The organism is Pseudomonas sp. Ant30-3 (assembly GCF_000690905.1).
Lineage (GTDB): Bacteria > Pseudomonadota > Gammaproteobacteria > Pseudomonadales > Pseudomonadaceae > Aquipseudomonas.
This window is the reverse complement of sequence record NZ_JMCL01000040.1, coordinates 71,388-86,968: the sequence shown is the minus strand read 5'-3', so window position 1 is coordinate 86,968 and position 15,581 is coordinate 71,388. Positions and strand designations below refer to the sequence as shown.

Sequence of the window (15,581 nt, the reverse complement as noted above, 5' to 3'; positions counted from 1 at the left end):
GCCAGGCCATGGGTAACTAATCAGACATGCCTGTGCCGCGGGCGATAATTTGGCTGCCGCATGCTTCATTTTATTGACGTGCTTGTTCAAAAGCCGCTCTGCCAGCGGCAGGATATCGGCGGTGCGCTCGCGTAATGGCCGCCAGGCGAGCGGGAACACCGAGAGCCGGTAGTAGAGATCTTCACGGAATCGCCCCGCCGCCACTTCGCCGGCCAGGTCACGGTTGGTGGTTGCAACCACCCGAATATCCAGAGTGATCGGTTTGCGTGCGCCGACACGCTCGACTTCACGCTCCTGCAGAACGCGCAGCAGTTTGGCCTGAAGGCCGAGTGGCATTTCGGAAATTTCATCGAGCAGAATCGTGCCGCCGTCGGCCTGTTCGAACTTGCCAGCCTGTGCCGCAATGGCGCCAGTGAACGAGCCTTTCTCGTGACCGAACAAGGTCGCTTCAAGCATGTTGTCCGGAATCGCCGCGCAGTTGATCGCGATGAACGGCCGGCTGGCACGATGGGAATGCTGATGGATGTAGCGGGCGAGCACTTCTTTACCGGTGCCGGACTCACCGGAGATCAATACTGTGGAATCACTGCGCGCCACACGCGCGGCCAGTTCCAGTAACTGTGCGCTGGCCGGCTCGAAAGCGACCGGGCCTTCGCCCTCCACAGCGCCGAGATTACCCAGCGCATGGCGCGCCACCAGATCGAGCAGTGCTTTGGGCTCGAAGGGTTTGACCAGATAATCCGCTGCGCCCTGGCGCATGGCATCAACTGCGCGCTCGACTGCGCCATGTGCCGTCATCAGCAGAACCGGCAGTTGCGGCTGACGGGCGCGCAAGAGACCAAGCAACTGATGGCCGTCCATGCCGGGCATGTTGACGTCACTGAGCACAAGATTGAAGGACTCGAAAGCGACTGCTTCCAGCGCTTCTTCTGCGGAACCGACAGCCGTGTAATCGTGGCCGGCGAGCAATAGCGTGTCGGCCAATGCTTCGCGTAACGAACGGTCGTCCTCGACCAGTAGAACCTTGATTCGCATGCTCACTCCGCAACCTGCGCATTGGGCCGCTCGCTGGAGAAAAGCGGCAGGATCACTTGCGCACACGTGCCGCGACCCGGCCGCGAGCGCATCTGCAATTCGCCCTGATGGGCACGCGCCACTGCCTTGACAACCGTCAGGCCGAGGCCGGTGCCGGTGGTTTTGGTAGTGAAAAATGGCTCACCCAATCGCGCCAGTATTTCGCTGTCGATGCCACTGCCATTGTCGCTGACGCACACGCGCAAGCTGTCGCCACGGGTGTAGAGATGAACCTTGAGGCGCACGTCGCCGGCGCTCGCCTGGATGGCATTTTCGAGTAGATTGAGGATGGCGCCGATCAGCGTATCGCGGTTGCACAACAACTCTCCCGCATGACTGTCGCACTGCCAGCGTATCGGCAACTCCTGAACGTGGGTCAGCGCAGCCGATTGCAGCGACTGCATCAACAGCGCCGGGGTAATGCGATCCGTCAGAGGCAACTCGCCGCGCGCAAACACCAGCATGTCGCGGACTTGATGCTCCAGCTCGTGCAGACGTTCCTTCAGTCGTCCAGCAAAACGCTGCTGGGTTTCCACCGGCAATGCCTGCTCGGTCAGGTGACTGGCGTAGAGCAGCGCAGCCGACAATGGCGTACGAATCTGATGCGCCAGCGAAGCGACCATTTTGCCAAGCGACGACAGCCTTTCATGGCGAGCCAGTTGAGCCTGCAGATGGCGGGTTTCGGTCAGGTCGTTGAGCAGCACCAGTTGACCAGGTTCGGCATCGAGCGAACGAGTGGCGATCGACAATCGCCGACCGTCCTTCAGCGAGATTTCGTGACCATCGTCCTCGCGAGGCGCGAAGCACCGGGCAATCACGTGGCGCCACAACTCGCCCTCAAGGGGCAGACCGAGCAGCTCACAAGCGGCAGGGTTGGCTTCACGCACGATGCCTTGGGCATCGATGACGATGACACCGCCGGGCAACAAATCGAGGAGGTTTTGCAGGCGGTTGGCCAGGCGTTCTTTTTCTGCCAGCTCCTGCATGCGCTGAGCACTGACCACCGCCAGCTCACCCTTGAGCTCGGTGACCCGGGCTTCGAGCAAGCTGTAGGAGTCAGTCAACTGGCTGGACATCTGATTGAACAGCGAAAATGCCTGCTCAAGGCCAAGCCGGCTCACCTGCTCTACGGACGGGGGTTGCCCCGATGCGTCTGGGACAGGAAAAATCTGGGCGGCTTGGGGCATTGTGCTCTCTCGCTTGGCTGACCGTCAGTGAAACGGAACGTTGCGAGGGATGTAGCAATACCCGTGCCTAAAAAAAACCGCTTATAAATGAGCGACTTGAAAAACAGGCGTCAATCATCCGCCTGTTCATCACCGTCACGACGGCTCATGCCGTATTTGCGCATCTTTTCAACCAGCGTCGTGCGACGAATCCGCAGGCGTTCGGCAGCACGGGCAACGATGCCGTTGGCATCATCGAGCGCTTGCTGAATCAGCCCTTGCTCGAGACCACCCAGGTAGTCTTTGAGATCGAGACCTTCCGGCGGCAGCATGGCGTTTGCGGTGAAATCCGGCGTGTGACCGTTGATGGCCACGCGCTCTTCGAGATCGCTGCGCAAGCTGTCGACCAGTTGCTCGTCTTCGTCATCGACATAGCGGAATTTCTTCGGCAGTTCGACCACGCCAATCACTCCGTACGGATGCATGATCGCCATGCGTTCCACCAGGTTGGCGAGCTCACGAACGTTGCCCGGCCAGCCGTGACGGCACAGCGACATGATCGCGGCGGAGTTGAAGCGGATCGAACCGCGCTTCTCGTGCTCCATGCGCGAGATCAATTCGTTCATCAGCAGGGGAATGTCTTCGACGCGTTCACGCAGCGGCGCCATCTCGATCGGGAACACGTTCAGGCGATAGTACAAATCTTCGCGGAAGCTACCGATCTCGATCATGCTCTCGAGATTCTTGTGGGTTGCGGCAATGATGCGCACATCAACGCTCTGGGTTTTATTGCTGCCCACGCGTTCGAAGGTGCGCTCCTGCAACACGCGCAGGAGTTTGACCTGCATGGGCAGCGGCATGTCACCGATTTCATCGAGAAACAGAGTGCCGCCGTTGGCCAGCTCGAAGCGTCCGGCGCGGCTGGTGATCGCGCCGGTAAAAGCGCCCTTCTCATGGCCGAACAGCTCGCTTTCCAGCAGCTCGGCCGGGATCGCGCCGCAGTTGACGGGTACGAACGGCGCGTCACGTCGCTTGGAGTGATAGTGCAGGTTGCGCGCAACCACTTCCTTGCCAGTGCCGGACTCGCCGAGGATCAGCACGCTGGCGTCAGTATCGGCGACCTGCTGCATCATCTGGCGGACGTGCTGAATCGCCCGGCTGGTGCCGACGAGGCTGCGGAAAAGATTGGGTTCACGATGGCGACCGCGCTCGCGGGCCTGGTCGTACATCTCGCGATAGACCTGGGCACGGTGCAGCGAATCCAGCAGTTTGCTGTAGCTGGGCGGCATTTCGAGGGTGGAAAGCACTCTGCGCCGCTGGTCTTCAGGCAGGTCAACGGAAGAGTTATCGCCCATTAACAGAACCGGAAGGAACTCATCCCAGGTTGAGAGTGTCTTTAACAAGCCCAAAAGTGCGCCTGGCGCATTGACCGTCCCGATCAGGACACAGATCACTTCACGACTGGATGACAATGAGCCGACCGCCTGCTGCCAGTCATGGCTTCCGCAGGGTAAATTTTCTTCACCAAGAAAATTTAGAATCACCGCCAGGTCGCGGCGGCGGACGCTATCGTCATCTATCAGCAGAATTTTGGTTTCACGCCACATGCAATAGCAACTTCCCTAGTCAAACTCGGATGCCCAAAAAGGGGCAAGCTGGACGCTTGCAGACACCATATGCCTGTAGACGTCTGGTAATCGTAAACAGCCACTAGTTAAGTCAAAAAAAGCCGAACAGTCAAATTTATGGCGCAGAAAAGTTTCGATTAACTGACGGTTTTTCAACCGAACAGATGGTAAACCTTTGCTGCACTCTGTGCTTGATGGATCTGCGACATCTCTTCAACTATCGCCTGACGCTCGCCCGTCGCTGCTTCGAGCAGCTTTTTGTACACACTGAGCAGCTCTTCAAGGTTGTCGCGCAACGCGGCCTCGTCCACGGCAGCTTCACTCAAAACGTCTTCCATGCAGGATCGGCAAGCCAGGTCCAATGCACCAATGGCTTCCCAGTTTCGCTCGGCCAGTGCACCCACCAGGCCTTCACGGGTTTGTTCGATACGCTGCAAGACAAGACTCATGGTGATCTCCTTAAAACTGCGGACCCGGCGCGGCGATAGCATCCCAACCGTCTTTGACGGTACGTAGCAGATCGGCGACTTCGTCGAGTATCTTTGGATCGGCCTTGATGTTGGCTTCGGCCAGACGCTTCATCATGTAGATGTAAAGGTTATCCAGCTCACCTACAGACTCCGCCTGGTTCTCGAGATCAAGACCTTCACGCAAACCACCGACGATGCCGATGGCCTTTCCGATCAACACACCCCTGTTGGGAATGTCCTTGCGTTCCATCGCGCCTTTGGCCTGGGCAATACGATCAAGGCCACCTTCCATCAGCATCTGCACGAGACGATGGGGGCTGGCTTCGGAAGTCTGCGCTTGCGCGCCAATCTTCTGGTATTGGCGAAGGGCTAACATCGGGTTCATGTTCTACCTCATCTGAAATCTGTGGTTCGTATAAACAATATATCGACGGTACGTCAAAAAACTTTAGTCGCCAAAACACAAAAGCCCGGAGAGTCAAATGACGCTGCCGGGCTTTTGGCGCTTCCATGTTGTCAGCTGTTCTTCTGCTGTGCAGCCATGGCTTCGAACATCGACGTGATGTTGCTGGCTGTGGCTTTCAACTTACCGACCAAGGTATCCATATCGTTATATTTTTTGGTCAGTACGGCAGTCAGATTTTCGATCCGACGATCCAGCGCGAGCTGCTCGTTGGCCAGCTTAGTCTTGGTTTTGGAAAGCGCAGTGGTGCGTGTATCAAGAATCCCGCCGGTCTCGGTGTAAGGCGTCAATACCTTGCTCATCCGCGCGAGCAGGCCATCTTCGCCCGAGAACAGGCTCTGAACTTCACCGCCAAGTTTCTTTTCGGTCATCGCCTTGTTGAATTTGGCAGTGTCGAAAGTCAGCGCACCCGTTTTCTGGTCGGTAGTGATGCCCAGTTGCGCCAAAACGGTCAACTTGTCGCCAGTACCTGACTCGGACAAAGGCCCGCGCATGGCTGCCAGAATCGAACGCGGCATGGCATCCCCGGTCAGCGCTGCTGGGATGGTCGGCTTGCCATCGTCATCGAGCGAAGGCTTGGTCAATGACGTGATTGCGTTTGCAACTGCGTTGTAGGCATCGACGAACTTCTGGATGGACGCTTTGAGTCCGTCAGTGTTTGTCGTAACCAGTACCTGCGTTTCGCCCTTGGCCAGCAACGTCATCGACAAGCCCGAGACAGTATTCTCCAGCTTGTTGGTAGGACTGCTGATAGCCAGACCATCCACGGTGAACAACGCATCCAAAGCAAGACCACCCACCGAGCCAGATGAGGTCTTCGTAGCAATCGCCGGAATAACCTTCGACCCATCGACATCGAGTCCTGCACCACTGAGCGAAATATCGGTGCCTGCACCAGTATTCGCCGAGCTGACCACAAGACGGGAACCAAAGTTATCGGTTACCACGTTGGCGCTAAAACCGCTGAACTGGTATTTGTCGTTCAGCGCCTTGGCGACCGATTCCAAAGTGGAGCCAGCCGGCACGTCGAGGTCATAGGTCTTGGCCGTTCCGCCAGGTACGCTCTGGGAAATCGTCAGCGTGCCAGCAGCACCGCCGTTGACCGACGCTTTAGCGCCGCCATCGAAAGCGGCCGTGGCCACCTTTGAACCGGTGGCGAGTTGCGAAACGTTGACCTTGTAAATGCCGTTGACCGCTGCATTGTTTGCAGTGGCCGTCAGGACTTTAGGGTCGGATGAGCTGGCAGAAAAACCGGTGAACTGAGGTTCAGTTGTATTGCCGAGCGTCCGCATGGTCGCCTGAAACGTGGCGAGCAACGACTTCAGTGAGCCCACGCCAGAGATTGAGGAAGTGTTAGTGGTAGTACCCCGATCAATCTGTCCTTGTTTCGCCGCTTTATCAGCGTTTACCAATGCCTTGACAATAGCACCGGTGTCGAGTCCAGAGCCTAAGCCCGAGCCCGGTAGAATTGGACTTGCCATGTGAATCTCCCTTCAGTGTCTCGCCGGTCTTTTGACCACTACAACGCTCAAAAGAACATAGCAACAAATTTCATGCCAGCCGTCAGGCTCTCGCACTGAACAGCAGACTGCTTGCGTCGTTCAAGCTATTGGCCAGTTTCAGGACTTCTTCGTTGGGGATCTGACGAACTATCTCGCCGGACTCACTGGCAATGACTTTAACAACGACTTTGCCTGAAGGCTCATCAATGGAGAACTCCAGGTTACGCTTGACCGACTGAACGAACTTTTCAATTTCTTGAACGGCCATTTTCAGTTTATCCCGCTCACTGATTGCATCCTTGGGCTCATCCTTGACCAATGCCACTGGCGCAGCATCAGCTCGAGGCTTTTCTGCGGTTGCCTCAGCAACGTGCGCTACCGGCTTCGCCGCAGGATAAGACAAGTTCAGCTTCACGCTCATATCCATGTCCATCACCTCGCTAAATCAAAAAAGCGAGAGAGCGCGATAAACGCACTCCCCCGCCCAAAACTCACCAGCTATTACTGAAGCAGTTTCAGTACAGCGGATGGCAGTTGGTTGGCCTGAGCCAGAACTGCGGTGGAAGCTTGTTGCAGAGTTTGTTGCTTGGTCAGCTGTGCAGTCTCGGAAGCGAAGTCGGTATCTTGTACGCGACCCAGTGCAGCACTGGCGTTTTCGTTGATGTTTTGCAGGTTGGCGATGGTGCTGGTCAGACGGTTTTGTGCAGCACCAAGGTCAGCACGGCTGGCGTTGATGGTTTTCAGTGCGTCGTCAATTGCGCCAACAGCAGCCGAGAAGTTGGTTTCAGCTTCGGCGCTGGAAGAACCGGCAACGGTGATACCGGAAGTGATACCCAAGCTGGCGGCGTCAAACTTAGCGGTCAGATCGAGTGTGATCTGGTTGTCGGTACCAGTGTTGGAGCCAACCTGGAAGGTCATGGTGCTGGCGGAACCGTCGAGCAGGTTTTTGCCGTTCAGGTTAGTGGAGCCAGCGATGCGGGACAACTCGGACGCCATTGCGGTGAACTCTTTGTTCAGAGCGTCACGGTCGTCGGAGCTGTTGCTGTCGTTTCGCGACTGAACTGCCAGTTCACGCATACGTTGCAGGATGTTGGTTTGTTCCTGCATCGCGCCTTCAGCGGTCTGAGCGATGGAGATACCGTCGTTGCCGTTTTTGATCGCCATGGTCTGACCACGAATCTGCGAGGTCATACGGGTAGCGATTTGCAGGCCGGCGGCGTCGTCTTTGGCGCTGTTGATTTTCAGACCGGACGACAGGCGAGTCATCGAAGTCGACAGAGCATCGGAAGCCTTGTTCAGGTTTTTCTGAACATTCAACGATGTGACGTTAGTGTTTACTGTTAAAGCCATGACGAATTCCTCGTTGGTTGGGTACTGCGGCTTCCGGCCCTGGCAAGCGCCGGGTGTGGCCTAGAGAACCTTCGTAATAGTTATCGTCGTCAGAGCGGGTTGCTTGAGGGCTTTTTTAAAAATATTTACTAGCAGACTGCCATCCCCCGTAAATCAAGGACTTGGCGGTTGTGCCGCACAAAAAAAATGACGTCAAAAAGCTGATACGTAGAATTCAGGCAAAAAAAAGCGCTGTCGGCAGGACCGGCAGCGCAATAAAGAAACCCGGATAGATCAGCCGCGATAGAGAATCGCCGAGCCCCATGACAACCCAACGCCAAACCCGCTGATGGCTACTCGCTTCCATGCTGAGGTCAAAACGTGCTTTTCCAGCAATAAAGGAATGCTCGATGAAACGGTGTTGCCGGTCTCGACCATGTCCTTGATGAATTTCTCCGGCTCGCCTTCAAAGCGTCGCGCCACCGCATCGACGATGGCCGCGCTGCCCTGGTGAATGCAGAACGCGTCAATGTCGCTGGCTTGCAGCGCCGACTCGTCAAGCAACTCGTGCAGGTGGGCAGGCACTTTCAACAGGGCAAAGTTGAAAACCTGTCGGCCGTTCATGAAAAACACGCCGTCGCTGACTTTCAGGTGGGGCGCCCCGGAACCGTCTGTGCCGAACTTGGCCTTACCCAGCAACCACGGCGCATCTTCGGCCATCCACGTTGCAGTGGCGGCGTCGCCGAAGAGCATGGTGGTGTTGCGGTCTTCAGGATCGACGATTTTCGAATACGGGTCGGCGGTAATCAGCAAACCGTTCTTCAAACCCGCCGCTTCCATGAAGCCTTTCATGGCATAGATGCCGTAGACATAACCCGAGCAACCCAAGGAAATATCGAACGCCGCCACATGGGTCGGCAAACCGAGTTTGTCCTGAACGATAGCGGCCGTGTGCGGCAGCCCTTCTTCATCACCGTTCTGGGTCACAACGATCAGCGCGTCGATGGACTCGCGCTTCAGTTCAGGATTACTGGCGAACAGTGCATTGACCGCTTCAACGCACAGGTCCGAGGTTTCCTGCTCAGCGCTTTTGCGCGGCAGGAAAGCCGAACCGATCTTGCCCAGGATGAATTCTTCATCTTTGGCGAATTTGGCACCCTGAGCGTAGTTATCCACGCCGGCAGTCGGCACGTAACTCGCTATGCTTTTTATGCCAATCATCATGGCTTCCCGATCATAAACAGCGACTAGGTTCACCCCGAAGAGCTCAAGGGTGCATCAAAATGGTTGATTTTCCGGGGCAGACTGATCGCCCGCTCCCAGAAACACAATACAGTGAAGATGCACTTTATGACCTATGCGTCACGCCGTTAAGTACATGAATGCGATTTTCCGCCTGCACATAGAGAAAATACGACTGAACAAAAAAAGGCTCACCGTCAGGTGAGCCTTGTTTGCAGCGAACGCGGATTACGTTCTTGCCTGATCTTCAGATTTTGATCTGATCGATCAAAGCTTCCCAAGGGACGTTGGTCACCGGACCCAGCGAGAAGCCAGCGCCGTCCACGGCAAGGTTTTTGTTATAGAACCGATCCTGCGCCAGCGCTTCAGACCATTTTTCCCCAAACGCCTGCCGGGCCGTTGACGACTCCGCCATAAGCCCCGACTGAATAACCTGCACATGGGGCGTCCAGACCGTCAGATACCCCGCTTGACCCACACGCAGGCATAGGTCGACATCACCCAACGCCTCGGCGAAGTACCCGGTATCAACGCCATCCGACTCATCGAACAGCTGCCTGGAAATCATCATGCAGGCAAATGACACCGCCGAGCAGTTCTGCTCGACCACCAGCCTGTTCATATAACCCAAGGCAGACTTGGGCTCGCCCACGAACGGCGAGCCGACCCCCTTACCAAAGCCCAGAATCAGCCCGGCCTGAGTAACACGTCCTTCGCGATCAATCAGCTTGGCGCCAACCACGCCCACTTCCGGACGCTGGACCTGATTAAGCAGCGATTCGATCCAGTTGACGTTAACCACCTCTGCGTCAGCCGCGAGCGTCAGCAAGTATTCGCCCTTGGCCTGCTGGCTGGCGATATTGATCAGCGCCCCGGTTGCCAGACCCGGTTCGGCACTGAACAGGCGAACCCGTTTGGCTTGCTGACCCTGACCATACAGCCAACTGCTCAGTTGCGCCGCGTAGGCCGCATCGTCGGGCACCAGCACTTCGTAGCGCTGATAGCGAGTCCGTTGCAGGACACTCAGGATGCAACGCTGCAGCGTCGCCAGATCGCGCACACCGTGCAGGATGACCGAGACCATAGGCCGGTCGATGAAGCGGTAATCGATCTTGTGCGTACCGGGTATCAGAGAACTGACGTCAGCCTGATAGCCCCGTGTAGCAAGATGGCGCAGCAAGGTCTTGCGCTCGTCGTTGCTGGCCCGCCCGCCCAGTGCCTGACAAATCAACAGTGGCTCTGCCAGATGCGCCAGTCCATCCAGGCCGCCCTGTTCGATCAGGCGCAAGAGCAAGTCGAACTCCAGCGCTTTCTTGAATTCACGGGAATAACCGCCAGCCGCCACCATGACATCCCGACGGACCAACCAGTGGCGCGCCATCAAGGCCGGGCAGTTTTGCAGAAGATCAAGGTTGAAACCCGGACGGAAGACGTCAACCAGCGTTCCATTTTCCTGACGCTGGAATTCGTCCATGGCCACAGCACGGCACTTCGGCGCGGAGAGCAACTCCAGGCTCGCCTGGTACAGGCCGCTTTGAGTTAATTCGTCGCCCGCTTCAGCCAACACCATCCAGTCGCAATCGGTCTGACTGACCACCTGATTGATCTTGTCGACATAGTTGCTTTCATTGACTTTGACGAAATGCAGCGTGTGTCGCAGCGTGGTTTCTGCCGGCAGATCGCCGGTGGTGAACACGATGATCCTGAACGCTCGGCAATAGCTGTTCATCACACTGTCGAACGTCGCCTGCAGCTTGCGTACATCGGCGTCAAGGTCCAGCACGAGAATGCCGAAGGTCGGGCCACCGGAGTGGCGTGCCAGATGCCGGGAAATGTCCTTTGCCTGGTGCTCGCTCGGGTTGCGCGCCTCCAGCCAGTTCAGCAGTCGACCTGAACGTGTGGTGTCGAATAAACCACGATCACTGTCAAGCATCGCTGCGCCCAGTCGCTCTCCCCATGCTGTTATTTTCTCAGCCTGTGCACGGTCGTCTTCGCCCGTCAGCGTCCGCGCAAATTGCTCCACCACTTCCTGGTTGAAGGCATAGCTTTCAAAGGCTTGAACCAGTCGCTCCTGGAGAGGTTCTGCATTGCTGTTGCGGTGAATACGCGACAATTCTTTTTGTTTGAGCATCGTCGCTTCGAGCTCTTCCAACTGCAGCGTGCCGGCCGGCACCGCGTGCATCATGAACTCGAGCGAGGCCAACGCCTCGAAAAAGGCTTGATTGTAGAACGGTAGCTCGACGTACTGCGTGGGTTCGAAACGGCGAATCGGCTCGCCGGCAAATGAACTCCAGGTCGACTCGAACAGCTTCTCGGTGATCTCGCCAAAGGTGATGCTGCGGCGCTCATGGAGCGCATAGGGGATGGGAAGAAGGCGCACTTTGCCGCCCTTCGCCAGCGCATCTGAATACCCCTGACCTCGCGCGTTCGGGTTGAAATCCGCAGCCAGCGATCCAAACCAGCGCTTTACGGTTTCAGTGCGGGTGACAGCATTGGCCAGGGACGGGCAGTCGCGGTCCAGCACCGCCAGCCGAGCGTCAGGCGAAGCGTCGCTATAGTCTTCGCAACCCTTGCGGTCCCGCAGAAAGTAATCAACGCGATCGGCATGCGCTTCGTACGCCAGGCTGTAACCTTGACACGTTGAGTAGTCGGCGTTGGCTTCAAGGAACGCCAATGCTTGATCGGGTGCGTCTGACAACAGGAAGCTTTCGGCCTCTACCACCGCCATGTAGGGCGTGGTGATCCGATCGATAATCTGACCAACCCTGACGGTGAAATGTTCGGCGCGCGAGGCAGGGGTATGCACGTACTTCGCGTTGGCAAACGTCGCAGCGAGTTCAGCGTCTGCTTCGAGGGATGAGTCGAGGACCAGCACAGGGCACGAACGATCGCTGTAATAGCGCAATGCACGGCGCACTGCTCGCGGCTCATTGTGAGCCAGCAGCACCAGGGTAAATCTTGCGTTCAACGGAGCAGACGATCCATTCGGGAAATTGCTAAGCATATGAATTCCTATAACGAGCGGGTGCCAAATCAGCGGCTTTGCGTTTTTTTAAAGGCTCAACGTTAGGCCACATCAATCGGCCAGCCAGCCATCAGCCCAGTACTGCAGGTTGTCGCCGCGCAATATGAAGTCGCGCAACACCACTTCACGTAAGTCGTCGCCCATCCGATAGCTGGCAGCCGGGTCGGACAGGTGCATGCGAATCGCCTGCAACCATTCATCCGTGCTGTTGGTAATGATCCGCGTACAGGGCAGATGACCACGATAAGCTTCAGTGTCGGAGCAAATGACCGGATAGCCGCAGGCACCGTATTCAAGCAAACGCAAGTTGCTCTTGCAGTCGTTGAAGATATGGAATTCCAGCGGGGCCAAAGCGAGATCAAGGTTCAGGCTCGCAAGTTTTTGCGGGTATTCGGAGAGGGCGACACCTGAGTGATATTCATGGACGTATGGCCGGAGCACGTCAGGGCACATTCCGAAAAACACCCATTCAACCTCATCGGCCAGTTCGCGCACGACGTCGGCGATCAATTCGAGGTCGCCGCGGTGGCTGGTGCCCCCCCCCCAACCGATACGTGGCTTGGTCGATACACCTCGACGGCTTTTGAGATTATCGAACAGATACGGCGCCAACATATTCGGTACAACGCGAATATCGTGGTGCATGTCTGACATAGCGTTTGCCAATGCGTGCGTCGAGACCACCACCCGGTCACACATGCCCACACCTCGGCGCAGCAGCACCGCCAGATTGTCAGGCATATTACGGCGGTGATCATTCTTGCTGGGGATATCTGCGACGTAATCATCCAGCTCGAAGATGCGCATTGCATTCGAAAAGTTTTTGACCTGGCCGATGTCGTCAATCTTGTTTGCGTTGTAGCGCCCTTGCAAGACGATCACGTCTGGCGACTGACGCTCGATGTCGATGATCGACGGCATGTCGTAAGCGACGCGGCCGACCACCCGCCCCGCCGCCTGCAGTTCGAACAGCGGCTGGCTGATGCGGTAATGCCCTATCGCCGAGCTGTTCAGCGCCAGCCCCAATATCGACGGAGTACTGCGCGTGCATAGCGGATTCCAGCCGGTACGCGGGCCCGGCCTCAGGCTGAAAGTGTTGCCGGTCAGACTGAGGTTGCGATTGTAAGCCGGGTCATTGGCGATGGTCGGCAGCCAACGCTGATAAAAGGCCTCCTGTTCGATCTCCAGGCGCTTTTGCCAAGACGCTGGGCGCGCAGTCTCTGAGGAAGGCGCCAGCACAATGCTTGAGTACGGTGTGGTGACGATCAGATAGCCGTCGCTGCCAACACGCAGGCACAATTCGAGAGAATTGATGCCTTGAGTATTGATAGCTTCCTCAAACCCGCCGGCACTCTCCAGCACCTCCCTGCGCACCATCAGACAGTGGCCGCTGACAGCGCTCCAGTTTTGCACCATTTGCAACCGCTGCATGTAGCCGCCGGACGTCACAGGTTCATCGACATAGGCCCTTCCTGCCAGGCCATTGAGTCCAAGCACCAACCCAGCGTCAATGACATTGCCTTGCAGGCTAAGGGTGCGCGGACCAACGATGCCGACTTCAGGACGCTGCGCGTGATTGAGCAACTCACCCAGCCATGTGGCGTCATGCGCAATGCAGTGAAGACTCAGGAAAAGCAAATAGTCGCCGCGAGCCTGTTGCACGGCAAAATTCATGATGTGCGCGTCACTGCCGCCGTCGGGGTACGAAAATATCCGCAGCGTATCGCTACCTATTTCGGCCATGGCGTTCAACCAGTGACGGACCTCGGGATCTTCACTAGCGTTGTCGACAATGACTATTTCATAACGTGGATAGGCGGTATTGCTGATCAGACTGTTGACGCAACGCGCAAGCGCGCTCAATTCGTTTTTGACACTGATGATAATCGAGACCAGAGGTTGCTCGGCATGCAGGTATTCGATGCGCGGGACCATCTGCAGCAGCGGACCAGGCAGGAGTCGATGGGCAACACCAATGCGCTGCAGGTGAGCAGAGACCAGTCGAGGATTTTTCTCGACCACCTCGGGTAGTGATAACCATTGAGCGAAACTGAAGGCAGACTCGACCTGGACTTCAGCGATGTGCCCAATGGTCTGCGGCCCGGAAGATTCGACCAGCCGCCAGAGCACATCATGAGGCGCCAATTCACCCAACGTCGAGTCGAAGCCACCCATTTCCATAAAGCATCGACGTTCAAAGGCCAGTGTGCGGCCGACGAAAGGATAGCCCCGCATCAAATCAAGATTGAAATCAGGTTTGAAGATTGGCTCGGCTGACCTGTCGTCTACCAGCGCGCCCTCGTCACTGTAGATGCAGGACGCGGCTGGCGCTCCGACAATCCTGTCAGCCAGCACCAGCAACGCGGATTCGGTCAGCCGGTCACCGGCACGCAACAGGTAGAACCAGTCGACATGGTGCAGCCCTGGCAGCAACTCGTTGAGCTGCTGCGGCCAGTCGGATTGCAACTGCAGTCGCTGCACCTGATCATCCGATTCGCCGGTGGCATTCGATAACAGCACGACTGATTCACAGTTGTATGTCTGGGCCGCAAGGCTCTTGAGGGTTACGTCGAGCCCATAGACATCATCGTCGGGATCGATGATCACCGCTACGATGACAGGACGATGTGGCCAGCGTGCGATTTGCCGGGACAACACGTGTTTGCGTGACGGTGTGAAACGTCGACATTCGATCCATTGCGCATATAGATCGGCGTAACTTTCACTGTCCGTGCCTACCTGCACCAGCATATTCCCTTGGCGAGAAGCCATGGCCGTATACAGATTGAGCTCATCCCACTCGCGGGTTTCTGGCGAAGTCAGTTCGTCCAGCATTACGTAACGCACCCATTCAGTGGCCGGTGCGTCTTCGCCGCTGCGCTGTGCGAGCATTTGCCCAAGCCATGTCCACTCGACGACGGAGGCAGAAACCATGTCAGGCCGCTTGCTGAAGCGCTCCGGATACAAACGTACGACGCTGCCGACGTCACTGAGCTGTACCAGATTACCGCGGCGCAGGAGGCAGATGTACAAGGCGAAATCGAGCAGCGCGACGAATCCGCCGCCCGCCTGCGTCAAGGCAGGTAACAACGAGGCGATGTCTGCCCGACGCATCAGCGAACAGCTGAAACCGCCGAGGATATTACGCGGGGTTTTTTCGAAACTGGCCAGCAGGTCTTCGCCTTTGAACAGCGCATCAAATGGCGTAAGCCCGACGTTCTCCATGCGGGCCGGCAATACGTAATTGTCGGCATCGACGAGGTGATGCTTGCTCACCACCAGAAGTACTTCAGCATGCTCGCTCAAAATGGCGGCCTGCCGGCTGATGGTATTCACCACCAACTGGTCGTCGTCACACAGAAACTTGACGTACTCGCCCCGGCACTCGTCAAAGCAGCGCAGAATATTTTGCTGAAAGCCCAGGCGGACAGGGTTGCGCGAATAACGAATCGTCACCTGCGACTGCGCGCTCAGCGACTCGACGATCCGCTCGATTTCGTCGGTACGGCAATCATCACAGACGACAATCTCGAGATTTTCATAAGTCTGGTCGAGCGCGCTTTGCAGCGCGACATCGAAGAAGCGGGGATTGAAAGCGGGGATGGCGATGCTGACAAGAGGAGCTGGTTTCACGCGCATGACTCTCGACCGGTTGGCGCCAACTCATGCGAGCGCAACGCCC

The 15,581-nt window shown here is 56.9% G+C and carries 11 protein-coding genes; all 11 read right to left on the bottom strand.

Annotation, left to right across the window (positions count from 1 at the left end; all coding sequences use genetic code 11):
* Window positions 1-1,035: sigma-54-dependent transcriptional regulator (locus DU29_RS0111540; RefSeq protein ID WP_028621845.1), on the bottom strand; the 1,035-nt coding region annotated here is incomplete at its 3' end.
* A gap of 2 nt (window positions 1,036-1,037) precedes the next feature.
* Window positions 1,038-2,261: a sensor histidine kinase gene (locus DU29_RS0111535; RefSeq protein ID WP_028621844.1), complete on the bottom strand. Its 1,224-nt coding sequence runs from the start codon at window positions 2,259-2,261 to the stop codon at window positions 1,038-1,040.
* A 110-nt stretch (window positions 2,262-2,371) separates the two neighbouring features.
* Entirely contained in the window at window positions 2,372-3,847 is a 1,476-nt protein-coding gene (locus DU29_RS0111530) for a sigma-54 dependent transcriptional regulator (protein ID WP_028621843.1), read from the bottom strand.
* Window positions 3,848-4,020: 173 nt separating this feature from the next.
* A complete protein-coding gene (locus tag DU29_RS0111525) occupies window positions 4,021-4,317 on the bottom strand; it encodes a hypothetical protein (RefSeq protein WP_028621842.1) in 297 nt (98 codons plus the stop codon).
* Window positions 4,318-4,327: 10 nt separating this feature from the next.
* A complete protein-coding gene (fliS, locus tag DU29_RS0111520) occupies window positions 4,328-4,723 on the bottom strand; it encodes a flagellar export chaperone FliS (RefSeq protein WP_028621841.1) in 396 nt (131 codons plus the stop codon).
* A gap of 131 nt (window positions 4,724-4,854) precedes the next feature.
* Window positions 4,855-6,282, bottom strand: coding sequence for a flagellar filament capping protein FliD (fliD, locus tag DU29_RS0111515; RefSeq protein WP_028621840.1), 1,428 nt, complete (start codon window positions 6,280-6,282; stop codon window positions 4,855-4,857).
* Window positions 6,283-6,364: 82 nt separating this feature from the next.
* Window positions 6,365-6,730: a flagellar protein FlaG gene (locus tag DU29_RS0111510; protein WP_028621839.1), complete on the bottom strand. Its 366-nt coding sequence runs from the start codon at window positions 6,728-6,730 to the stop codon at window positions 6,365-6,367.
* 74 nt (window positions 6,731-6,804) lie between these two features.
* Window positions 6,805-7,653, bottom strand: a complete 849-nt coding sequence (locus tag DU29_RS0111505; RefSeq protein ID WP_028621838.1) for a flagellin domain-containing protein — start codon at window positions 7,651-7,653, stop codon at window positions 6,805-6,807.
* A gap of 273 nt (window positions 7,654-7,926) precedes the next feature.
* Window positions 7,927-8,853, bottom strand: coding sequence for a ketoacyl-ACP synthase III (locus DU29_RS0111500; protein ID WP_028621837.1), 927 nt, complete (start codon window positions 8,851-8,853; stop codon window positions 7,927-7,929).
* 268 nt (window positions 8,854-9,121) lie between these two features.
* On the bottom strand, window positions 9,122-11,842 hold the full coding sequence (locus tag DU29_RS01000000129830; RefSeq protein ID WP_442961291.1) for a TIGR00180 family glycosyltransferase: 2,721 nt from the start codon (window positions 11,840-11,842) through the stop codon (window positions 9,122-9,124).
* Between the two features lie 108 nt (window positions 11,843-11,950).
* Window positions 11,951-15,532: a glycosyltransferase gene (locus DU29_RS0111490; protein ID WP_028621836.1), complete on the bottom strand. Its 3,582-nt coding sequence runs from the start codon at window positions 15,530-15,532 to the stop codon at window positions 11,951-11,953.
* Between the last annotated feature and the right edge of the window lie 49 nt (window positions 15,533-15,581).